This is a genomic window from Streptomyces sp. NPDC005574 (genome assembly GCF_040605435.1).
Lineage (GTDB): Bacteria > Actinomycetota > Actinomycetes > Streptomycetales > Streptomycetaceae > Streptomyces.
Genome location: NZ_JBEXCW010000042.1, coordinates 21,602 through 43,881 on the forward strand (window position 1 = coordinate 21,602; position 22,280 = coordinate 43,881).

The 22,280-nt window shown below is 71.5% G+C and carries 20 protein-coding genes; 9 read left to right on the forward strand and 11 right to left on the reverse strand.

The features are described from left to right. Positions 1-12: 12 nt before the first annotated feature. The 3 genes from ABZT03_RS24935 (at position 13) to ABZT03_RS24945 (ending at position 5,107) form a co-directional block, all read left to right on the forward strand. Positions 13-1,359: an LCP family protein gene (locus ABZT03_RS24935; RefSeq protein ID WP_356042760.1), complete on the forward strand. Its 1,347-nt coding sequence runs from the start codon at positions 13-15 to the stop codon at positions 1,357-1,359. Positions 1,360-1,590: 231 nt separating this feature from the next. Continuing rightward, positions 1,591-3,333 carry an LCP family protein gene (locus tag ABZT03_RS24940; RefSeq protein ID WP_356042762.1) on the forward strand — a complete coding sequence of 581 codons (1,743 nt, stop codon included), beginning with the start codon at positions 1,591-1,593 and terminating at the stop codon, positions 3,331-3,333. 115 nt (positions 3,334-3,448) lie between these two features. Continuing rightward, positions 3,449-5,107: an LCP family protein gene (locus ABZT03_RS24945; protein ID WP_356042763.1), complete on the forward strand. Its 1,659-nt coding sequence runs from the start codon at positions 3,449-3,451 to the stop codon at positions 5,105-5,107. Positions 5,108-5,289: 182 nt separating this feature from the next. Here the strand turns inward: ABZT03_RS24945 and ABZT03_RS24950 are convergent, their stop codons facing one another. Continuing rightward, positions 5,290-6,318 carry a glycosyltransferase family 2 protein gene (locus tag ABZT03_RS24950; RefSeq protein WP_356042765.1) on the reverse strand — a complete coding sequence of 343 codons (1,029 nt, stop codon included), beginning with the start codon at positions 6,316-6,318 and terminating at the stop codon, positions 5,290-5,292. 127 nt (positions 6,319-6,445) lie between these two features. Here ABZT03_RS24950 and ABZT03_RS24955 point away from each other — a divergent pair, with 127 nt between their 5' ends. After that, positions 6,446-7,909, forward strand: coding sequence for an LCP family protein (locus ABZT03_RS24955; protein WP_356042767.1), 1,464 nt, complete (start codon positions 6,446-6,448; stop codon positions 7,907-7,909). A gap of 62 nt (positions 7,910-7,971) precedes the next feature. Here ABZT03_RS24955 and ABZT03_RS24960 read toward each other — a convergent pair whose 3' ends face one another. After that, the gene (locus ABZT03_RS24960; RefSeq protein ID WP_356042769.1) at positions 7,972-8,529 is read right to left on the reverse strand and encodes an acyl-CoA thioesterase; all 558 of its coding nucleotides are present in this window, start codon (positions 8,527-8,529) and stop codon (positions 7,972-7,974) included. Positions 8,530-8,648: 119 nt separating this feature from the next. Between ABZT03_RS24960 and ABZT03_RS24965 the strand changes: the two genes are divergently transcribed. Next, a complete protein-coding gene (locus ABZT03_RS24965; protein ID WP_356042770.1) occupies positions 8,649-9,917 on the forward strand; it encodes an LCP family protein in 1,269 nt (422 codons plus the stop codon). A gap of 168 nt (positions 9,918-10,085) precedes the next feature. Here ABZT03_RS24965 and ABZT03_RS24970 read toward each other — a convergent pair whose 3' ends face one another. Together ABZT03_RS24970 and ABZT03_RS24975 are read right to left on the reverse strand one after the other, a co-directional pair. Beyond that, a complete protein-coding gene (locus ABZT03_RS24970; RefSeq protein ID WP_356042772.1) occupies positions 10,086-10,448 on the reverse strand; it encodes a four-helix bundle copper-binding protein in 363 nt (120 codons plus the stop codon). Between the two features lie 164 nt (positions 10,449-10,612). Continuing rightward, on the reverse strand, positions 10,613-11,770 hold the full coding sequence (locus tag ABZT03_RS24975; protein ID WP_356042774.1) for an acyl-CoA dehydrogenase family protein: 1,158 nt from the start codon (positions 11,768-11,770) through the stop codon (positions 10,613-10,615). Between the two features lie 192 nt (positions 11,771-11,962). Here ABZT03_RS24975 and ABZT03_RS24980 point away from each other — a divergent pair, with 192 nt between their 5' ends. Then, complete coding sequence (locus ABZT03_RS24980) at positions 11,963-13,306, forward strand: UDP-glucose/GDP-mannose dehydrogenase family protein (RefSeq protein WP_356042776.1); 1,344 nt, start codon at positions 11,963-11,965, stop codon at positions 13,304-13,306. 286 nt (positions 13,307-13,592) lie between these two features. On the opposite strand, the gene ABZT03_RS24985 is transcribed toward ABZT03_RS24980, so the two are convergent. Continuing rightward, positions 13,593-14,093, reverse strand: coding sequence for a CGNR zinc finger domain-containing protein (locus tag ABZT03_RS24985; RefSeq protein WP_356042778.1), 501 nt, complete (start codon positions 14,091-14,093; stop codon positions 13,593-13,595). Between the two features lie 130 nt (positions 14,094-14,223). On the opposite strand from ABZT03_RS24985, the gene ABZT03_RS24990 reads away from it, so the two are divergent. Both ABZT03_RS24990 and ABZT03_RS24995 read left to right on the forward strand, forming a co-directional pair. Further along, positions 14,224-14,583 carry a VOC family protein gene (locus ABZT03_RS24990; RefSeq protein ID WP_356042780.1) on the forward strand — a complete coding sequence of 120 codons (360 nt, stop codon included), beginning with the start codon at positions 14,224-14,226 and terminating at the stop codon, positions 14,581-14,583. Positions 14,584-14,600: 17 nt separating this feature from the next. After that, complete coding sequence (locus ABZT03_RS24995) at positions 14,601-14,993, forward strand: VOC family protein (RefSeq protein WP_356042781.1); 393 nt, start codon at positions 14,601-14,603, stop codon at positions 14,991-14,993. 45 nt (positions 14,994-15,038) lie between these two features. On the opposite strand, the gene ABZT03_RS25000 is transcribed toward ABZT03_RS24995, so the two are convergent. From ABZT03_RS25000 to ABZT03_RS25015, 4 genes are all read right to left on the reverse strand, one after another. Beyond that, complete coding sequence (locus ABZT03_RS25000; protein ID WP_356042783.1) at positions 15,039-16,160, reverse strand: dipeptidase; 1,122 nt, start codon at positions 16,158-16,160, stop codon at positions 15,039-15,041. A gap of 172 nt (positions 16,161-16,332) precedes the next feature. After that, positions 16,333-17,511 (reverse strand): dipeptidase, encoded by a 1,179-nt coding sequence (locus tag ABZT03_RS25005; RefSeq protein ID WP_356042784.1) that lies wholly within the window; start codon positions 17,509-17,511, stop codon positions 16,333-16,335. Positions 17,512-17,516: 5 nt separating this feature from the next. After that, positions 17,517-18,044 (reverse strand): 5-(carboxyamino)imidazole ribonucleotide mutase, encoded by a 528-nt coding sequence (gene purE, locus ABZT03_RS25010; RefSeq protein ID WP_356042785.1) that lies wholly within the window; start codon positions 18,042-18,044, stop codon positions 17,517-17,519. Further along, positions 18,041-19,180, reverse strand: a complete 1,140-nt coding sequence (locus tag ABZT03_RS25015; protein WP_356042786.1) for a 5-(carboxyamino)imidazole ribonucleotide synthase — start codon at positions 19,178-19,180, stop codon at positions 18,041-18,043. The genes purE and ABZT03_RS25015 overlap by 4 nt, the downstream gene beginning before the upstream one ends. A gap of 264 nt (positions 19,181-19,444) precedes the next feature. Between ABZT03_RS25015 and ABZT03_RS25020 the strand changes: the two genes are divergently transcribed. Next, positions 19,445-20,023 (forward strand): GtrA family protein, encoded by a 579-nt coding sequence (locus tag ABZT03_RS25020; protein ID WP_356042787.1) that lies wholly within the window; start codon positions 19,445-19,447, stop codon positions 20,021-20,023. 61 nt (positions 20,024-20,084) lie between these two features. On the opposite strand, the gene ABZT03_RS25025 is transcribed toward ABZT03_RS25020, so the two are convergent. Together ABZT03_RS25025 and ABZT03_RS25030 are read right to left on the reverse strand one after the other, a co-directional pair. Continuing rightward, entirely contained in the window at positions 20,085-21,365 is a 1,281-nt protein-coding gene (locus ABZT03_RS25025; protein WP_356042788.1) for an ATP-binding protein, read from the reverse strand. A 109-nt stretch (positions 21,366-21,474) separates the two neighbouring features. Continuing rightward, complete coding sequence (locus ABZT03_RS25030) at positions 21,475-22,152, reverse strand: response regulator transcription factor (RefSeq protein WP_356042789.1); 678 nt, start codon at positions 22,150-22,152, stop codon at positions 21,475-21,477. Between the last annotated feature and the right edge of the window lie 128 nt (positions 22,153-22,280).

A 22,280-nucleotide genomic window follows, 5' to 3' on the forward strand; every position in this document is an offset into this window, starting at 1 on the left:
GTGGTTCCACACGTGACCGACACCGAGGGCACCGCCTCCGGACGCCAGGGCACCGCAGGGACCTTCGGGCCGGGGGCCGGGGCGTCCGCGACCGGGCGGGGGCTGGCGCGCCGGCGCCGCGGGCGGTGGGTGCGGTGGACCGGGATCGGGATCGCCGTGCTGGTGGTGGTGGCCGTCGGCGGCGGCTGGGCGGTGTACGCGAAGCTCGACGGGAACATCACGGCGGACGACGCGGCCGCGGACGAGCTCGCGCGGTACGAGAAGGAGCGGCCGACCTCGCTCGTGCGGGACGCGCAGAACATCCTGCTCATCGGGTCGGACTCGCGTGCCGGGGACGGCAACGACCGTTACGGGCGGGACTCGGGGACCGAGCGGTCCGACACGACCATCCTGCTGCACCTCTCGGCGGGCCGGCACAGCGCCACCGCCGTCTCCCTCCCCCGCGACCTCATGGTGGACGTGCCCGGCTGCCGGCGCCCGGACGGCACCCGAACCGCCCCCATGTTCGCGATGTTCAACTCCGCGTTCCAGGTGGGCGGTTCGGCCTGCACGATCCGCACCGTGGAGATGCTCACGGACATCCGCGTCGACCATCACATGGTCATCGACTTCCACGGCTTCAAGGACATGGTCGACGCGGTCGACGGCGTCCAGGTGTGCCTGACCGCGCCGATCCGCGACAAGGCCGCCAAGCTGCGGCTGCCGGCGGGACGGGTGCTGCTCGACGGCGAGCAGGCCCTCGGCTACGTCCGGGCCCGCAAGTCCCTGGGCGACGGCAGCGACACCGACCGCATGGACCGCCAGCAGCGGTTCCTCGGCGCGCTCGTCCACAAGGTGCAGAGCAACGACGTCCTGCTGAATCCGGCGCGGCTCTATCCCGTCCTGGACGCGGCGACCTCGTCGCTGACGACCGACCCGGACCTGGCGAGTCTGCGCGGGCTGTACCAACTCGTGCGCGGGGTACGTGACATCCCCGCAGAACGGGTGCAGTTCCTGACCGTCCCGAGGGAGTCGTACGTCTACAACGCCAATCGCGACCAGCTCGTGGAACCCGAGGCGCAGAAACTGTTCGCACAACTGCGCGCGGACGCGCCGGTGGTGGTCACGAAGGGGGCCGCGGCCCATTCCACGGCGAAAAGCCGCGATTCGACCGCGGGCGCCGAAAAGAACTCGTACGAGAGCGGGAACGGGATGTCGTACGAGCAATCGTACGACTACGGCGCGTACGGAAAGGGTTACCCGAACGGGGTCCGCCGGGGCACCGGCTCGGCCGGAAAGCAGTCCGATGAGCCCACGGCCGCGACCTCTCCCGCACCCACGTTCCGCGGCAACAACGCCGCCGACGACACCTGCGGGTAAAGCAATAGCCAAGGCGACGAACAAATGTCCAATAAAATGGGTGAATTGCCCGGGTGTAGGGACGTGGAATTTGTCACTGGCGTCCCTGAACGCTGAACTGGGCGGATAGTGTGAGCGATCCGGTGCACCCGGCCGCAAGGACCGACCTGGGGTCGTGCACTCTGTGACCGAGATCCGAGCGCCTGAGGGGGAACTGGCGCCGCGTGGCCCCGACGGAGGATTCAGACAACCGTGGACGCGCAAGGCCGTGGGCGGGCGGACGACATCGACCCCGCAGACCAGTGGGTTATCAACCCGGACACCGGCGAATACGAACTGCGACTGGCTCCCTCCGCACCGCGATCGGCGGTGCCCGGACCACGTCGGGCGGCCAGACCTGCCCCCGCGGGCGCCGGCGCCCGCGGCCGTACGGCCGCGCCGGGACGGGACACCGAGACGCTCCCCGGACGTGAGGTGCCGCCGCCGCGCCGACGGCGTGGCGCGCCCGAGGAACCGCCGCCCGGCCGGCGCGGACGCCGGCCGGTGCAGAAGAAGTCGAAGGCCAAGAAGACGCTGCTGTGGACCGGCGGCATCATGGCGTTCGTGCTGGTGGGCACCGCCGGAGCGGCCTACCTCTACCTGGAGCACCTCAACGGCAACATCCAGTCCGTGTCCGACGACGGCGCGAGCACCGGTGGCTTCAGCAAGGACAAGGCCATCAACCTCCTGCTGATCGGCACCGACAAGCGCACCGGCTCGGGCAACGCGGGCTACGGCGACGCCAACAGCGTGGGACACGCCGACACCACGATCCTGCTGCACGTCTCCAAGGACCGTACGAACGCGACCGCGCTCAGCATCCCGCGCGACCTGATCGTGAACGTCCCCGACTGCCAGACCCAGCAGAAAGACGGCACCACGAAGGTCATCGGGGGCAGCGAGAACGTCCGCTTCAACACCAGCCTCGGCCAGGCCGACCGCACGCCCAGCTGCACCATGCGCACGGTGACGGAGCTGACCGGGATCACCCCGGACAACTTCATCGTCGCCGACTTCAACGCCGTCAAGACGCTGACGTCGGCGGTGGGCGGCGTCGAGGTGTGCCTCGCCAAGGACATCGACGACGCGGACTCGCACCTGAAGCTGTCCAAGGGCACGCACAACATCGAGGGCGAGCAGGCGCTGGCGTTCGTGCGCACCCGGCACTCGGTGGGCTTCGGAGGCGACCTGAGCCGCATCCAGATCCAGCAGCAGTTCCTCAGCTCGCTCATGCGCAAGCTGAAGTCGAACGACACGCTCACCAGTCCCACGAAGATGATCAAGCTGGCGGAGGCCGGCACGAAGGCGCTGACCGTCGACTCCCAGCTGGACAGCATCGGCAAGCTGAAGGACCTGGGTCTGGAGCTCGGCAAGCTGAACACCAAGAACCTGTCGTTCACCACGGTGCCGGTGCTCGACAACCCGGCCGAGACGGTGAAGGCCACGGTCGTCCTGAACGAGGACAAGGCGCCCGCACTGTTCCGGACCATCAAGGACGACGTGTCCCTCACCGCGGTGAAGGCGCAGAAGAAGAAGGAGAAGGCCGCCGTCGCCGCCCGGCTCAAGGGCACCAGGTCCGACGCGTCCGAGGTGCGCGTGCGCGTCTTCAACGGCGGCGCCGCGGCCGGCAGCGCCCAGGAGACCCTCGCCTGGCTGCAGAACGACGAGGGCGTCACCAAGTCGGAGAACGCGGGCAACGCGGAGGCGGCCCTGGCGAAGACGCGCCTGGAGTACGCTCCCGCCCAGGCGGCCCAGGCGCGCCGGCTCGCCGCCATCATGGGGCTGTCCGGCTCCGCGATGAAGGTCGGCGAGAGCGTGACCAACTCCCAGGGCCTGCCGACGATGACACTGACCCTGGGCAAGGACTTCAAGGGCGCCGGGGTGAAGCTCGACGCCTCCTCGGCGGCGCCGGACGTGGACAAGTCCACGGCCAACGAGGTCAAGTGCGCCAGTTGAGTTCCTGAGGTGACCTGACGGGCCTGCCGTACGTCTAAGGGGACGTACGGCAGGCCCGTTGCATGGGCGCGAGGTCATGTCTTCGGACGCGGCCAGGGGTGGGAGGACGGGGAGAGTGACGCAGAACAGTGTGCAGGGGGAAGGGACGCGCCACGGCGTTCCGCACGGCCGTCGACCAGTGCGGGCGGGCGGCGGCAGCGGCGGCGGGACCACGGGGGGTGGCAGCGGAGGCGACGGCGGCGGACACGGCAGACGCCGGGTGGCGCCGCGCCGCAAGCACCGGGTGCTGCGCTGGTCCGCGACGACGCTGGCGGTGCTGATACTCGGGACGGCCGGCGCCGGATACCTCTACTACGAGCACCTCAACGGAAACATCGAGAAGGGCCAGCGCAGCAGCGGCGACTCCAAGGCACGCAGGTCGGACGCGAACGCCGCCGGGCAGACGCCCGTCAACATCCTGCTGATCGGCTCCGACAGCCGCGCCTCGGACGCCAACGTGGCGCTGGGCGGCGGCAAGGACGACCGCGACGGACCGCCGCTGGGCGACGTCCAGATGCTCATCCACCTGTCCGCGGACCGCAAGAGCGCCGCCGTGGTGAGCATCCCGCGGGACACCCGCGTCGACATCCCCAAGTGCAAGGACCCGAAGACGGGCCAGACCTACCCGGCGACCAACCGCATCATCAACGAGTCGCTCGGCCGCGGCGGCGCCGGCTGCACGCTCGCCACCTGGGAGAACCTCACCGGGGTCTACATCGACCACTGGATGACGATCGACTTCGCGGGCGTGGTGAGCATGGCGGACGCGATCGGCGGGGTCGAGGTCTGCGTCAACCAGAACGTGTGGGACCGCCCGCTGCCCGGCGTGGCCGGCGGCTCGGGCCTGAAGCTGACGGCGGGCTCGAAGAAGGTCAAGGGCAAGCAGGCCCTGCAGTGGCTGCGCACCCGGCATGCCTGGGGCAGCGACCTGCTGCGCGCGCGGGCCCAGCACATGTACATGAACTCGATGATCCGCACGCTCAAGAGCCAGAACGTCTTCACCGACACCGGGCGGCTGATGAACCTGGCCGAGTCGGCCACCAGGTCGCTGACGGTGTCCGAGGAGATCGGCACGGTCAAGAAGCTCTACGACCTCGGCATGCAGCTGAAGACGGTGCCGACGAACCGCATCACGATGACGACCATGCCGGTCGTCGAGGACAGCCTGGACCGCAACCACGTGGTGCCGGACGGAGCCAACGCCGAGAAGGTGTGGGCGATGCTCCGCGACGACGTGGCCTTCGACGACAAGGGCAAGGGCTCGGACGCGAAGGGCTCCGGAGCGTCGGACGAGGGGAAGGCGTCGAAGGACCCGGCCGCGGCGGACGGCGAGATCGGTGTCGCGGTGCGCAACGCCACCGCCACCTCCACGCTCGGCCCGGTCTCCGGCCGTGCCCGGGAGATCGCCCAACGGCTGGCGGAGAAGGGCTTCACCAGGGCGGCGACGGACACGACCGCGGGACTGTCCGAGGACCACACCGTGGTCCGCTACCCGAGCGCCGAGTTGGAGGGCGACGCCCAGGCGGTCGCCAAGTCGCTGGGGATACCGCTGAGTTCGGTGAAGAAGTCGACCGACGTCTCGGGTGTCACGCTCGTCGTGGGAGCCGACTGGCGCACCGGGACGGCCTACCCGAAGCAGAAGAAGCCCGCTGCGGGCGACCTGCCCGGCAACGCCGACGCCATCAACGGCTCGGAGAAGAAGTGCATGGACGTCTACAAGCCCTACCGCTGGTAGCGACCACCGCGAACAGCCGTCCCGCGGCGCCCGGTCGGCGCCGGGCACCGCGGGACGGCGCTCAGGCGGCTGACTGTCGCGCGACGGCGCCCAGGTGACTGACTACCGTGCGACGGCGCCCAGTTGGAGCTGAGCAGCCGCGAGGGCGCGCCCAGTTGGAGCCAAGCGCCGCGAGGGCGCGCTCAGTTGGAGGCGAGCACCGCGGGGCGGCGGGAGGCGATGACCCGCTTCGCCAGTGACCTGGGGCTGGTGAGGAAGCCCCAGCCCCACGACATGTGCATGGTGACGAGCGCGACCGGTATCCGCAGGCGCGCCCTGAGCGGCAGCCCCTTGCCGGTGAGGGCGGAGCCGGCCGCGATCACCGCGAGGTAGCCGCCCGGGACCACCAGACCCCAGGGCGTGAGCGCGACGCCCACGACCAGGCCGGCCGCGATCGCGCACACGGCGGCCGGCGGGGCGAGGTAGCGCAGGTTGATGGAACCCTCGTGGTAGCGGGCGACGACGTGCCGCCAGCGGCCGTAGTCCTTGTACTGCTTGGCGAGGGCCTGCACGCTCGGCCGCGGCCGGTAGGACACCCTCAACTCCGGCGAGAACCAGATCAGGCCGCCCGCCTCACGGATGCGGAAGTTCAGCTCCCAGTCCTGGGCGCGGATGAACTCCTCGTTGTAGCCGCCCTGTTGCTCCAGCGCCTCGCGCCGGAACACACCCAGGTAGACCGTCTCGGCCTGCTGGGCCCGGCCGCCGGTGTGGAAGGCGGCGTTGCCGACCCCGATCTTCGAGGTCATGGCGGCGGCGACGGCGTGCTCCCAGTCGGTCTCGCCCTCGGCGTGCATGATGCCGCCGACGTTCTGCGCGCCGGTCTCCTCCAGGAGCCGTACGGCGGTGGTGATGTAGTCCGGCGAGAGCATGCCGTGCCCGTCGACGCGGACGACGACCGGATGCCGGGATGCCTTGATCGCGGCGTTGAGGGCGGCGGGGGTGCGGCCGGTGGGGTTCGGCACGGTGTGGACGCGCGGGTCCTCCCGTACGAGCTCGGCGGCGATCTCGTCCGTGCGGTCCGTGGAGGGACCGAGGGCGATCACGACCTCCATCTCGCCGTCGTACTCCTGCGCGAGGATCGCTTGGACGGCTCCGCGCAGATGCCGCTCCTCGTTGAGGACGGGCATGATCACAGATACGGCGGGGGGACGCACGTCGGGCTTGGCGTTCATAGGGGGATCACGTTACCGCGAACGGGGGACAGCGGTGCGCGCCGCCCGGAGCGGCGCCCGGTCCGCAGATCGTATGGGCCTACGGTGCTCAGGATCCCACGTACGGCCCTCGCGGAGGTGTTCCCCCATGCCCACGCCGCCCGGCTCACCAGCCCGACCCCCGCAGCGCCGACCCCGGCCCGCCGGTGCGCCGCATCCGCCCGTACGGCGCAGGAAGCCCCGCTGGGCCATGCGGGCGGTGACCACGCTGTCCGTCGTGGTGCTCGCCTCGGCCGGCATCGGGCACGCGGTCGTCACCAGCCTCGACGCCGGCATCGAACGGGTCGACCCGTTCAAGGACATGAAGAACCGGCCGCAGGCCGGCAACGGCATGAACGTGCTGCTGGTCGGCACCGACGGCCGCGACCGCATCACCGAGCAGGACCGGCGCAGATACCGGCTCGGCGGCGCCCCCTGCCACTGCACCGACACGATCATGATCGTGCACATCTCGGAGGACCGGGAGCGCGCGAGCGTGGTGAGCCTGCCCCGCGACTCCTACGCCATGACGCCCGCGCATGTCGACCAGGTCTCCGGCAGGCAGCACGCCGGGCACCCCATCAAACTCAACGCGGCGTACGCGGAGGGCGGTCCGCAGCTGACCGTGCGCACGGTCGAGGACATGACCCACGTGAAGATCGACCACTACCTGGAGGTCGACTTCACCACCTTCATGCGGACCGTGGACGTGCTCGGCGGGGTCCAGATCTGCACCGCGGAGCCGCTGAGGGACACCTACACCGGGCTGGACCTGCCGGCCGGCCGGCACACCCTGCGCGGCGGACAGGCCCTCCAGTACGTCCGCTCGCGGCACGTCGACGGCGCCTCCGACCTCGGCCGCATGCAGCGCCAGCAGCGGTTCCTGGCCGGTCTCATCGAGCGGGCGACCTCCTCGGGGGTGCTGCTGAACCCGATGCGGTTCCGGGACGTCACCCGGGCGGTGCTCGGCTCGGTACGAGCCGACAAGGGCTTCGGCACGGGTGAACTCCTCGACCTCGGGCGGGCGATGCGCAACTTCTCGCCCTCCTCGTCGGAGTTCACGACCGTGCCGATCGGGCAGATGGGTTACCTCGTGAAGGGCGTCGGCTCGACCCTGAAGTGGGACGCCGACAGGGCCGGGCGGCTCTTCCGGGCGCTGCGCGAGGACCAGCCGCTGGCCGCGCACCGGCCCAGGAGCCGGGTCCAGCGGGTGGATGTGGCCCCGCAGCAGATCCTGGTCCAGGTGGAGAACGGGACCGCCACGGAAGGGCTCGGCAAGCGGGTCGACGCGGCGCTCGCGGCCACCGGCTTCCGCACGACCCGGGTGCCGACCAGGGCGCCCGACCGCTCCACCCGGCGGACCGTCGTGGCCTACGACCCCCGCTGGGACCGTTCCGCAAAGTCGCTGGCGGCGGCGCTGCCGGGCAGCGAGCTGCGGGCGGTGAAGGGACAGGGAGCGGTCCTGAAGGTGGTCGCGGGGACCGACTTCAGGCAGGTCCGCAAGGTGCGGGCCGACAACGCCTACCAGGGCGAGTTCGGGGCCGCCACCGGCGACCAGGTGGGCTGCACGTGAGGGAGGGCGGTGCGGGAGGGCGGTGCGGCCGGGCAGGCGGTGCCGCCGGGAGGCCGTGACCGTCAGTCCGCGAGGCCCTCGGCGGCGCGCTTCTCCCGCAGTTCCATGATCGCGCGGCGCCGGGCCAGGCGGTGGGTCCGGCGGATCTGGGCTTCCTGGCAGCGCCGCTCGTCCCGCTCGGTCTCCGGGACCACCGGCGGTACCCGGCGCGGCTTGCCGTCGGCGTCCACCGCCGCGAAGACCAGGTAGGCGGAGCCGACCTGGGTGGGCGGGGTGGACTCGTTCCAGCGCTCCGCCAGGACCCGGACACCGACCTCCATGGAGGTCCGGCCGGTCCAGTTGACCTGGGCCTTCACATGGACCAGGTCACCGACGCGGACCGGCTCCAAAAACGCCATCTCGTCCATGGAAGCGGTGACCGCGGGCCCGCCGCTGTGCCGGCCCGCCACCGCGCCGGCCGCGTCGTCGACCAGCTTCATGATCACGCCGCCGTGCACGGTGCCCAGGAGGTTGGTGTCGGCGTGGGTCATGATGTGGCTGAGCGTGGTGCGGGACGCCGAGGTGGGCTTGCCGGGGAGGTCCGCGGCTGCCGGCTCCGCGGCGGGGGCCTGGTCTGTCATGGCCCCCACCTTATGCCGAGGTGACAATCGGGGAATTTGTGTCAGCTTGGCAACAGCACTGCCCTGATTTTCCGACGAACCTTGTAAGGCACATACCACTGCCCTGCACACTGGGGCCCATGAACGATTGGCCCGAGGGACGGTCCCGCGACGACCGTGACAACCGCTACGGACGCGGCAGCGCGAACGCGCAGCCCGAGAGTGCCCGTGTCATGCGGCAGGTCCGCCGCGAGCCCGCGGCACCGCCGTACGGCGGCGGGGTACCGCAGCAGCCGACGTACGTCGACGGCCAGGGCCACGACGGCGGCTACGGCGACCCCTATGACAACGGCTACAACACCGGCCACGTCTACGGGTCGCCCGGCGGCGGTGGTCCCGGCGGACCGGCCGGCCGCGGCCCCCGTCCCGCACCGGACTGGCGGCGCCGCATCAAGTGGACGGCGATCACCGTGGTGACGGTGCTGGTCGTGACGACGGTCGCCACGTACTTCTGGGCCGACTCCAAGCTGAAGCGGGAGGTCGACCTCTCCAAGGTCGTCGACCGGCCCGACGGGGGCGACGGCACCAACTACCTGATCGTTGGCTCCGACAGCCGCGAGGGCCTGTCCACCGCGGAGAAGAAGAACCTGCACACCGGTTCCGCCGACGGCAAGCGCACCGACTCGATGATGATCCTGCACGTCGGCGGCAACGGCGACACCCTCATCTCGCTGCCGCGCGACTCCGACGTGGAGATCCCGACGTACGTCGGCTCGGAGTCCGGCAAGACCTTCAAGGGCACCGGCCGGCACGTCAAGCTGAACGCGGCCTACGCGGAGGACGGGCCGACGCTGCTGGTGCGCGCCGTGGAGTTCAACACCGGGCTGCGCATCGACCACTACGTCGAGATCGGCTTCGCCGGGTTCGCGAGCATCGTGGACGCGGTCGGCGGCGTCGACATCACCATCGACAAGGCGTTCAAGGACAAGTACTCGGGCGCCGACTTCAAGGCGGGCAAGCAGACCCTGAACGGCGAGGAGGCGCTCGCCTTCGTCCGCACCCGGCACGCCTTCGCGGCCTCCGACCTGGAGCGCACCAAGAACCAGCAGAAGTTCCTGGCCGCCCTCGCCCACCAGGTGGCGACCCCGTCGACCGTCCTGAACCCCTTCAAGCTCTACCCGACGATGAGCGCGGGCCTGGACACCCTGATCGTCGACAAGGACATGGGGCTGTACGACCTGGGGTCGATGTTCTTCGCGATGAAGGGCGTCAACGGCGGCGACGGCACCTCCATGAACATGCCGATCTCGGGCTCCAGCGGCGGCAACCTCCTCTGGGACAAGGCGAAGGTCAAGACGCTGGTGAACGAGCTGAACAACGACGAGAAGGTGACGGTCTCCGGCAACTGAGCCGGACTGCGCCGGACCGGTCCGGACCACGGGCCGCGGATCGCCGCCGAGCTCGCCGCCGCGCGGGACACCACCGCGCGGCGTGTGCCTGACCTGGACGGCCATCCAGGTCAGGCACGACGTCAGGGGCGCCCGTGGAGGCGCCCCTGACGTCGTTCAGGCGTCGGGTCACATCGTGGTGGCGCCCGCCATCGTGCGGCACATGTCCGCGCACGCGCGGCACGCCCGCGCGCAGCGCATCATCTGCGGATCGTCCGGCATGGACATACACGCCTCGGCGCACATGTCGCAGGCCCGGGCGCACAACGCGCACATCTCGGCCGACATCGGCGAGCGGCGCATCATCATGTCCGAGCAGATGCGGGTCATCTCGGAGCAGTCGATGAGGGCGCGCATGATCTGCATCTGGGCCTGGCCGCCCATCTGCATGCAGGAGCTCATGGTCTCCTCGCAGACGCTGTGGCAGGACATGCACGCCTCGACGCAGTCCTGCATCTCCTTGGTCATGGTGGCCGTGGTGGGCTGCTGCATGGCTCCTCCTGGGGGTGAGGGGGCTCGGGGGAAGCCCCTTGCCCTACCCGTCCTACGCCCGCACGGCCCCCTCCGCCACAGGACGGACGGGACCGGCCGGGCACACGGAAGCCCCCGGCGTGACGCCGGGGGCCGCTGTGCCGGATGTGGAGGCGTGCGCCGGGTTACGGCAGGTTCCGCGCCATCACGATCCGCTGGACCTGGTTGGTGCCCTCGTAGATCTGCGTGATCTTCGCGTCGCGCATCATCCGCTCGACCGGGTAGTCCCGGGTGTAGCCGTACCCGCCGAGCAGCTGCACCGCGTCGGTGGTGACCTCCATCGCCACGTCCGAGGCGAAGCACTTGGCGGCCGCGCCCTGGAAGGTGAGGTCGCTGTCGCCACGCTGGGACTTGGCCGCCGCCGCGTACGTCAGCTGCCGCGCGGCCTCCACCTTCATGGCCATGTCGGCGAGCATGAACTGGATGCCCTGGAAGTCGGCGATCGGCTTGCCGAACTGCTTGCGCTCGCGCACATAACCCTTGGCGTAGTCCAGGGCGCCCTGGGCCACCCCGAGGGCCTGGGCGGCGATGGTGATGCGGGTGTGGTCCAGGGTCTGCATCGCGGTGGCGAACCCGGTGCCCTCCGCGCCGATCATGCGGTCCGCCGGGATGCGGACGTTGTCGAGGTAAACCTCGCGGGTCGGGGAGCCCTTGATGCCGAGCTTCTTCTCCGGGGCGCCGAAGGAGACGCCCTCGTCCGACTTCTCGACGACGAAGGCGGAGATGCCCTTGCTCCGCTTCGAGGGGTCGGTGACCGCCATCACCGTGTAGTACTCGGAGACGCCCGCGTTGGTGATCCAGCGCTTCACGCCGTTGAGGACGTAGGAGTCGCCGTCGCGGACGGCCTTCGTCTTCATGCCCGCCGCGTCCGAACCGGCGTCCGGCTCGGAGAGGCAGTACGAGAACATCGCGTCGCCCTTGGCCAGCGGCGACAGGTACTTCTTCTTCAGGTCCTCGGAGCCGGAGAGGATCACCGGGAGCGAGCCCAGCTTGTTCACCGCGGGGATCAGCGAGGAGGACACGCAGGCGCGGGCGACCTCCTCGATCACGATCACGGTGGCCAGCGCGTCGGCGCCGGCGCCGCCGTACTCCTCGGGCACGTGAACGGCGTGCAGGTCGGCGGCCACCAGCGCGTCGAGCGCCTCCTGCGGGAAGCGGGCTTCCTCGTCCACCGCGGCGGCGTACGGCGAGATCTTCGCCTCGGCCAGCGAGCGGATGGCGTCGCGGAGCATGTCGTGCTCCTCGGACGGGCGGTACAGGTCGAAGTCAGCCGATCCGGCCAAGGTGTCTCACGCTCCAAAGACGCTGCGGTGCTCGCGCTAATTACCGTTAAGTAACCCAAATTTTAGGGGCCTGCCCACGCGAGTGATACGTGAGCTTGGCGACAAGGGGGAAGTTGCCCGTCGCGGGGCCCGCTCACGCCCCCTACTAGGATCAGGCACCGCAGCGGCAGACGTCCCCCCTCTGGAGCATCCATGAGCCTCAAGATCACCGTGATCGGCACCGGCTACCTCGGCGCCACGCACGCCGCCGCCATGGCCGAGCTGGGGTTCGAGGTGCTGGGGCTCGACGTCGTGCCCGAGAAGATCGAGCTGCTCCAGCAGGGCCGGGTGCCGATGTACGAGCCCGGACTCGAGGACCTGCTGCGCAAGCACGTCGCCGGCGTCGAGGGCTCCAGCGGGCGGCTGCGCTTCACCATGGACTGGGCCGAGGTCGGCGAGTTCGGCGACGTCCACTTCGTCTGCGTGAACACTCCGCAGCGGCACGGCGAGTACGCCAGTGACATGTCCTACGTCGACGCCGCCTTCGCCTCGCTCGCGCCGCACCTCAGGGGTCCCGCCCTGGTCGTCGGCAAGTCCACCGTGCCGGTCGGCACCGCGGACCGGCTGGCCGCCTACCTCGCCGAGCACGCGCCCGCGGGCGGGGACGCCGAGCTGGCCTGGAACCCGGAGTTCCTGCGCGAGGGCTTCGCGGTGGACGACACGCTGCACCCGGACCGGATCGTCGTCGGGGTGCGCAGCGAGCGGGCCGAGAAGCTGCTGCGCGAGGTGTACGTGACGCCGGTGGGCGAGGGCACGCCGTTCATCGTCACCGACTTCCCGACCGCCGAGCTGGTGAAGACCTCGGCGAACTCCTTCCTCGCCACCAAGATCTCCTTCATCAACGCCATGGCCGAGGTGTGCGAGGCCGCGGACGGCGACGTGGCCAAGCTCGCGGAGGCGATCGGCTACGACGACCGGATCGGCAGGAAGTTCCTGCGCGCCGGCATCGGGTTCGGCGGCGGCTGTCTGCCGAAGGACATCCGTGCCTTCATGGCGCGCGCCGGTGAGCTGGGCGCCGACCAGGCGCTGACCTTCCTGCGCGAGATCGACTCGATCAACATGCGCCAGCGCGGCCAGATGGTGGAGCTGGCCCGGCAGGTGCTGGGGGGCGGGCCATTCCTGGGCAAGCGGGTCGCCGTGCTCGGCGCCACCTTCAAGCCCGACTCGGACGACGTCCGGGACTCGCCCGCGCTCAACGTCGCCGGGCAGATCCACCTCCAGGGCGGGCAGGTGACGGTCTACGACCCCAAGGGCATGGCCAACGCCCGCCGGCTGTTCCCGACCCTCGGCTACGCCGACTCGGCGGTCGAGGCCGTGCGCGGCGCGGACGTGGTCCTGCACCTGACGGAGTGGCGGGAGTTCCGCGAGCTGGACCCGGCGGCGCTGGGCGAGGTGGCGGCGGCACGAGTCGTCCTCGACGGCCGCAACGCCCTCGACCCCGAGGTGTGGCGCCGCGCGGGCTGGCGCTACCGGGCGATGGGCCGCCCCACGGCATAGGCGGACGGTACGACGGGCCGGGCGCAGGGACCGGGGGTGCGCGGTCGGGCCGTACGGCACGAGCGCCTGCGCGGTCCGGCCGCGCGCACAGACGCGTGAGCGACACGGCGTCGGCGCACGGCACCGCCGCGCACGCGACGGCGGCACAGGAGTCGGGCGGCTCGCCCCCGCACGCGGGCGACGCCGGTTCGGCCGAGGCTCAGTCGGCCGAACCGGCGTCTGGCTGCATTCTGCACCACCCGGCTGAGCTCTGCGGGGCGGCCGCTCAACTCCCCCGCCAGGGGGCCTACTTGGCCCGGTACCGGCGCATCTTCTCGCGGGCCCCGCACACCGACATGGAGCACCAGCGGCCGCGTCCGGCCGGGCTGCGGTCGTAGTACGCCCAGTGGCAGGTCACCGCCTCGCAGGCCTTCAGCCGGGTCCAGGTGCCGGCGACGAGCGCCTCGGCGACGGCCGCCGCGACGCGGGAGTGCAGAGCCCGTCCGTCGGCGGCGGCGAGGTGGGCGGAGCCGTCCCGGGCGTCGACGGCGAGCAGCAGCGGGGCCCGGGCGAGCAGCTCGCCCAGCGGGGTCACCGCGCGGTGCGGCGGGTGGCCGGCGTGGGCGAGCAGCACGGCGCGCAGCGACTCGCGCAGCTCGCGTGCCCCGGCCACCTCGTCCTCGCCGAGCCCGAGCCGCGCCCGGCCCTCGGCCGAGTCCAGCGAGTCGGCGCCCGACTCCAGGTCCACCGTGTTGACCAGGGACTCCACCAGCTCCAGGCCCCCCGGCGCCGGGGCTCTCTCACTCATGGCTGCACGCTACCTTCCGAATCCCCTTGCGACGTTACCCCCCATGCGCAAGCATCAGGTAACGGTTACTGGCTACCCGCTCCTACAGGTAACACGGCAACCCACCGCATCCACTACGGAGGAGAAGGTCATGGCACTCGCCAAACTCGGAGACGTCGTCCTGGACTGTCCCGACCCGCGCGCGCTCGCCGGTTTCTACGCCGAGGTGCTGGGCGGCACCGTCGAGGACCAGGAGGACTGGGTGGACCTGAGGCTGCCCGGCGGACGGTCGCTGGCCTTCCAGGCCGCCCCCGGACACGTACCGCCGAAGTGGCCCGCGCCCGACGCCTCGCAGCAGTTCCACCTGGACCTGACGGTCGAGGACCTGGACGAGGCCGAGAGGGGCGTCCTGGCGCTCGGCGCGAAGCCGCTGGACGTCGAGGACCGCTCGCGCAGCTTCCGGGTTTACGCGGATCCGGCGGGGCACCCGTTCTGCCTCTGTGCCTCCTGAACAGGAAGGACATCTTCATGGCAACCGTGGCCCGGCTGCGTTCCGTCGTCGTCGACTGCCCCGACCCGCGCGCGCTCGCCGCGTTCTACGCCGAGGTCGGCGGCGGCACGCCGACGGCCGAGGACGACGACTGGGTCGTCCTCGCCGTCCCGGACGGGCCACGGCTCGCCTTCCAGCGGGCACCCGGGCTGACCCCGCCCGAGTGGCCCCGGGCCGACCGCAACGCGCAGCAGTTCCACCTCGACTTCGACGCCGGGTCCACCTGGGAGGAGATGGACGCGGCGCACGAGCGGGTGCTGGCGCTGGGCGCGCGGCCACTGGACCTGGAGGACCGAGAGAAGAAGGACTTCATGGTGTACGCCGATCCGGCGGGGCATCCGTTCTGCCTGTGCCGGATCGAGCGGGACTGAGCGAACGGGCCGGGTGGACGGGGGCGCGCGACGAGATGGCTCCCGTCACCCGTCGAGGTCGGCGATCTTCGCGGTCGACGGCTCACGTCGCATCTGTGCGGCGCGGGCCGTGAACTCGCCGTCCCGCAGCACCCGCTGCACGTTCTCCCAGGTCAGCAGGGCGAGGTCGGTCTCCGACCAGCCCCGGCGGAGCAGCTCGGCGACCAGGTGCGGATAGCGGGAGGCGTCCCGGAGCTCCCGCGGGTGGGCGGTGCCGGCGTCGTAGGTGCCGGAGAGGCCCACGCACTGCGCCCCGGCCAGCGCGCGGACGTGGTCGAGGTGGTCGGCGACGTCGCGGACGGTCGTGCCGGTCTGCTCGGCGGTCAGCGGCACCATGCACAGACCCTTGGCGGCGCCCAGTTCGACGAGCAGTTCGTCGGGGAGGTTCGCCGGGTGCGGACGCAGGGCGCGGGCGGCGGAGCGGGTGCACAGCACCGGCGCCTTGGAGACGGCCAGGACCCGCCGGATCGTGTCGGCGGAGGCGCCGGAGAGGTCGGCGAGGACACCGAGCCGGTTCATCTCGCGCAGCACCTCCTCGCCGAACCGGGTGAGGCCGGCCTCGCTCGCCCAGGACGCCCCGGTCAGGGTCAGGGCGCGCAGGCCGAGGGCGTGCAGGGAGCGCAGGATGCCCAGCGAGTCGCCGAGCGAGGCGGCCGAGGCGGGGCCCAGCAGGACGGCGACGCGCCCGCAGTTGCGGGCGTCGGTGATCTGGCCGACGGTGCCGGCCAGCCGTAGCCCCTCGGGGTGGTTGCGTACCACCGTCCTCACCAGGTCGAGCTGGTCCAGGGTGGCGCCGACGGCCCGTTCGCCGCGCAGGCCCTCGGGCAGGTGCAGCGACCACAGAAGAGCGCCGACATGGCCCTCGCGCAGCCGCGGCAGGTCCGTGTCGACGGCGCACTCGCCGAGCTCCAGGTCGAACCAGTGCAGGTGGCGCAGCGCCCAGGGCAGCCCGCTGTACCCGTCGGCGACGGGGTGCAGGGCGAGGAGGGCGTGGGCCCGCTCCAGGGGCGCCTCGTCCGGTCCCGCGGCGTGCGGCCGTGCCTCATGGGAGTCCGGGCGGGGCTCGGCCGGTTCGTCGAACGGGTCGACCTCTGGGGGTGTGTGCAGTTCGTCCTGGAGGTCTGCCATGGCGGCTCCGTACGTCGTGAGCTACGGCGTGATCGTCCTGATCTCCGTTCCGTCACCGTCGCACGGGGCCGGGGTGGCTTCCTGGTGGGTGGGGCGTTCGGGGGTACGCCGACGCCGTCCCCCCGGCACGGGCGCGGGCCCGGGGGACGGCGGTGGGTCCGGCGTGGTCCGGTCAGCCGTCGAGGGACTCGATCGTCGCGTTGGACGGCCCCCGGGTGGCCCGGAGGTCACGGGCCACGTCCTCGGCCGCGCCCAGCACCCGCACCGCGTTCTGCCAGGTCAGCTTGGCCAGATCGGTCCTGGACCAGCCGCGGTCCAGCAGTTCGGCGATCAGGTTCGGGTAGCCGGAGACGTCGGACAGGCCGTCGGGGGTGAAGGCCGTGCCGTCGTAGTCGCCGCCGATGCCGAGGTGGTCGACGCCCGCGACCTCGCGCATGTGGTCGAGGTGGTCGGCGACCGTCGCGACCGTCGCGACGGGACGGGGGTTGGTCTCCTCGAAGGCGCGGTGGACCTTCATCGCCTCCGCGCTGGTCTCCAGCGGGTGCAGACCGTGGTCGCGCATGTTCTCGTCGGCCGCCGCCGTCCAGTCGACGGCCGCCTGGAGCACGAACTTCGGCACGAACGTCACCATCGCCATGCCGCCGTTGGCGGACAGCCGCGCCAGCACGTCGTCGGGAATGTTGCGCGGGTGGTCGCAGACGGCCCGCGCGGAGGAGTGCGAGAAGATCACCGGCGCGGTGCTGGTGTCCAGCGCGTCCCGCATGGTCGTCGCGGCCACGTGCGAGAGGTCGACGAGCACGCCCTCACGGTTCATCTCCCGCACGACCTCGCGGCCGAAGGCCGACAGACCGCCGACCGCGGGTTCGTCGGTCGCCGAGTCGGCCCAGTCCACGTTGTCGTTGTGGGTGAGGGTCATGTACCGCACGCCGAGCGCGGCCAGGGCGCGCAGGGTGGCCAGCGAGTTGTCGATGGAGTGGCCGCCCTCGGCGCCCATGAGGGAGGCGATGCGCCCCTCGGCGCGCGCGGCCTCCATGTCGGCGGCCGTCAGCGCGGCGCGCAGGTCCGCGGGATGGCGGGCGATCAACTGCCGTACGCAGTCGATCTGTTCCAGCGTCGCGGTGACCGCGCCGGGCAGGTCCGAGCGCACGTACACCGACCAGTACTGCGCGCCGACGCCGCCCTCGCGCAGACGCGGGATGTCGGTGTGCAGGTGGGCGTTCTGGTGGACGGCGATGTCGCGGGCGTCGAGGTCGTAGCGGACCTGTTCGCGCAGGGCCCAGGGCAGGTCGTTGTGCCCGTCGGCGACGGGGAACTCGGCCAGCAGTGCGCGGGCTTCGTCGAGCGAGGTCATCCGCGTCACTTCCCGAAGCCGAAGCCGCCGGTGGACCCGGTGTCGACCTTGGCGCGCAGCCGCTTGCCCTTCTCGGTGGCCTGGTCGTTGAGCTCCTGCTGGAACTCCCGCATCCGGCCGAGGAGTTCCTCGTCGTGGGCGGCGAGGATCCGGGCGGCCAGGAGACCGGCGTTGCGGGCGCCGGCCACCGAGACGGTCGCCACCGGGACGCCGGCCGGCATCTGCACGATCGACAGCAGCGAGTCCATGCCGTCGAGGTACTTCAGCGGGACCGGGACGCCGATGACCGGCAGCGGGGTGACCGAGGCCAGCATGCCGGGCAGGTGGGCCGCGCCGCCCGCGCCCGCGATGATCACCTTGAGCCCGCGGTCCGCGGCCTGCTCGCCGTAGGTGATCATCTCGCGGGGCATGCGGTGCGCCGAGACGACGTCGACCTCGTAGGCGATCTCGAACTCGTCGAGGGCCTTGGCGGCGGCCTCCATGACGGGCCAGTCGGAGTCCGACCCCATGACGATGCCAACAGTCGGGCTCATTCGGTGATCGTGCCTCTCAGGTAGCCGGCAGCGTGACGGGCGCGCTCCAGCACGTCGTCGAGGTCGTCGCCGTAGGTGTTGACGTGGCCCACCTTGCGTCCGGGCTTCACGTCCTTGCCGTACATGTGGATCTTCAGCTGGGGGTCGCGGGCCATGCAGTGCAGGTACGCGGAGTACATGTCGGGGTAGTCGCCGCCGAGGACGTTGACCATGACCGTCCACCGGGCGCGCGGGCGCGGGTCGCCGAGCGGCAGGTCGAGGACGGCCCGGACGTGGTTGGCGAACTGCGAGGTGATCGCGCCGTCCATCGACCAGTGGCCGGAGTTGTGCGGGCGCATCGCGAGTTCGTTGACGAGGATGCGGCCGTCGCGGGTCTGGAACAGCTCGACGGCGAGGTGGCCGACGACGCCGAGTTCCTTGGCGATCCGCAGCGCCATCTCCTCGGCCCGCAGCGCCAGGGCCTCGTCCAGAGCGGGAGCGGGCGCGATCACGGTGTCGCACACGCCGTTGACCTGCTGGGACTCGACGACCGGGTAGGCCACGGCCTGGCCGTGCGGCGACCGTACGACGTTGGCGGCCAGCTCGCGGACGAAGTCGACCTTCTCCTCGGCGAGCACCGGGACGCCCGCGCGGAACGGCTCGGCGGCCTCCGCGACGGAGTCCACGACCCACACGCCCTTGCCGTCGTAGCCACCCCGGACGGTCTTGAGGACGACGGGGAACCCATCCCCCTCGGCGGCGAAGGCCGCCACGTCGTCCGGGTCGCTGACGAGGCGGTGCCGGGGGCAGGGCACGCCGATCGCGGTGAGCTTCGCGCGCATCACGCCCTTGTCCTGGGCGTGCACGAGCGCGTCGGGGCCCGGCCGGACGGGGATGCCGTCCGCCTCCAGGGCCCTGAGGTGCTCGGTGGGGACGTGCTCGTGATCGAAGGTGATCACGTCGCAGCCCCGCGCGAAGTCACGCAGCGTGTCGAGGTCGCGGTAGTCGCCGATGACGACATCGCCGACGACCTGCGCCGCGGAATCCTGCGGGGTGTCACTGAGGAGCTTGAACCTGATGCCGAGCGGGATGCCCGCCTCGTGTGTCATACGGGCGAGCTGGCCACCGCCGACCATGCCGACTAGGGGGAACGTCACGCCCCCAGGGTATCGGCCGCGCCACCGCGTCCGGTTTCCGCTCCTCCCGACGGGCCCGCGACGGCGTTCTGACGGCTTCGCGCGGGCCCCGTGCCCGGTCGCCCACCCGCCCCGGACTTCCGCTCTTACCGGTCCTTTCCCGGCCTCTTGCCGATCTGTATCCGCTCTCTTCCCGGCGCTGTGACCTCATCGACGGGTGCCGGCGCGAGGGGGTGGTTAGCATGGCTGGGTTGACGAAACCGGAAGACAGGGGCCTGGACAGCCATGGAACGCAGTTCCTCGGGGCCTCGTACGAGGCCCCCCACCTCCCGCAGCGCGGCGCGCGAGCGCCTGGACCGGCTGACGCGTGAGATCGCGAAGTTCGGCGCGGTGGGCGGGGTCGGTGTCCTGGTCAACCTGCTCGTCTTCAACCTGGTCCGGCACACGACCGACCTCCCCGTCGTCCGGGCCAGCGTGATCGCCACGGTCGTCTCGATCGTCTCCAACTACGTCGGCTTCCGGTACTTCACCTACCGGGACCGCGACAAGAGCGGGCGCACCAGGGAACTGGCCCTGTTCCTGCTGTTCAGCCTGATCGGCCTGGTCATCGAGAACGGCGTGCTCTACACGGCGACGTACGGCTTCGGCTGGGACAGCCCGCTGCAGAGCAACGTGTTCAAGTTCGTCGGCATCGGTGTCGCCACGCTGTTCCGGTTCTGGTCGTACCGCAGCTGGGTGTTCCGGGCGCTGCCGGCCAGGGAGGCGGTGGCGAGCGCGGAGTCGTTCCTGGAGCGGGCGGCCGAGAAGGCGACGGCCAGGACGGACAAGGCGTCCGGCAAGAAGCCGCACCAGCGCGTGGGCTGACCCACCGCCCCCGCTCCGGACGGCCACCGGCACCCCGGCCCGGGCGCCCTCGGCGCCACCCCTACCGCACTGTCGGTTCCTCGTCCTCCGGCGCCACCGCCGGCTTCTTCAGCGGGGTGCGGGACAGGAAGAGCCCGAACACCGGCGGCTTGGTCTGGAGCATCTCCAGCCGCCCGCCGTCCGCCTCCGCGAGGTCACGGGCCACCGCCAGTCCGATGCCCGTCGAGTTGCGGCCGCTGATCGTCCGCTCGAAGATGCGGGCCCCCAGGTCGGCGGGGACACCGGGCCCCTCGTCGGTGACCTCGACGACGGCCTGGTTGCCGATGACGCGGGTGCGCAGCGCCACGGTGCCGCCGCCGTGCATCAGGGAGTTCTCGATCAGCGCGGCCAGCACCTGGGCTACCGCGCCCGGTGTGCCGACCGCCTGGAGGTGCCGCTTGCCGGAGCTGACGATGGCCCGGCCGACGTTGCGGTAGGCGGGGCGCCACTCGGCGAGCTGCTGCTGGATGACCTCGTCGAGGTCGAAGGAGACGGCGTTGCCGGTGCGGGGGTCACGGGAGTTGGTCAGCAGCCGTTCCACGACGTCCGTCAGCCGCTCGACCTGCGTCAGCGCCACGTTGGCCTCCTCCTTCACCGTGTCCGGATCGTCGGTGAGGGTGATCTCCTCCAGGCGCATGGACAGCGCGGTGAGGGGCGTACGGAGCTGGTGGGAGGCGTCGGCGGCGAGCCGGCGTTCGGCCGTCAGCATGCGTCCGATGCGCTCGGCGGAGGAGTCGAGGACGTCGGCGACCCGGTCCAGCTCGGGGACGCCGTAGCGCTTGTGACGGGGGCGGGGGTCGCCGGAGCCCAGGCGTTCGGCGGTCTCCGCGAGGTCGGTGAGCGGGGAGGCGAGGCGGTTGGCCTGGCGGATCGCGAGGAGCACGGCGGCCACCACCGCGAGCAGCGCCACCAGCCCGATGATCAGCAGGGTGCGGCCGACCTCGCGGGTCACGGAGGAGCGGGGCTCCTCGACGCTGACCGTCTCGCCCTCCTCGCCGTCGGCCCGGCCGCGGATGACGTCACCGGTGGGCCGGGTGCCGATCTCGATGGTCGTCTCCCCGGGGACGCGGATCTCGGCGTAGCGTTCCTGGGCGACCTGGTCGCGGAGGATCTGCGCGTCCACGATCTCGGAGCTGAGCAGTCGGCTGTCCACGATGCTGGCCAGCCGCTGCGCCTCGGAGTCCACGCGTTCCTGGGCGCTGTTGCTGATGGTCCGGGTCTCGACGATGACGAGGGAGACGCCGAAGACGGCGATCACGACGAGCACCACGGCCAGGGTGGACTGGATGAGACGACGGCGCACGGGGTCCTCCGGGCGGTGGGGTTACGGCGACCAGTGTGCCCCCGGGCCGGGCTGCGCCCCGGGGCGCGGGCGCGCACCCGGGCCCGCCGTGGCGCGCGGACCCGGGGAGCTAGCTCTTCTCGAACCGGAAGCCCACTCCGCGCACGGTGGCGATGTAGCGGGGGTTGGCCGCGTCGTCGCCGAGCTTCTTGCGCAGCCAGGAGATGTGCATGTCGAGGGTCTTGGTGGAGGACCACCAGGTGGTGTCCCACACCTCGCGCATCAGCTGGTCGCGGGTGACGACCCGGCCGGCGTCGCGCACCAGGACCCGCAGCAGGTCGAACTCCTTGGCGGTGAGCTGGAGCTCCTCGTCGCCCATCCAGGCGCGGTGCGACTCGACGTCGATGCGCACGCCGTGGGTGGCGGGCGGCTGCTGCGGTTCGGCGGCGCCGCGCCGCAGCAGGGCCCGGACGCGGGCGAGCAGTTCGGCGAGCCGGAACGGCTTGGTGACGTAGTCGTCGGCGCCCGCGTCGAGTCCGACGACGGTGTCCACCTCGTCGGCGCGCGCGGTCAGGATGAGGATCGGGACGGCGAGGCCCTCGGCGCGCAGCCGGCGGGCCACCTCCAGCCCGTCCATGCCGGGCAGGCCGAGGTCGAGCACGACCAGGTCGATACCGCCCTGGATACCGGCGTCGAGCGCGGTGGGGCCGTCCTCGCGCACCTCGACCTCGTACCCCTCCCGGCGCAGCGCGCGGGCCAGGGGTTCCGAGATGGACGCGTCGTCCTCGGCGAGCAGTACACGGGTCATGAGCTGATGGTAGTCCGCGGACGACCGGAGCTGGAGTGTGATCGACGGCAGTGGTTCTTACCTACGGACAAGCCGGACTCGTCCGTCCGGCCCGCCGTCGCCGCACCGCCCCGTTTCCTTCACCCCGC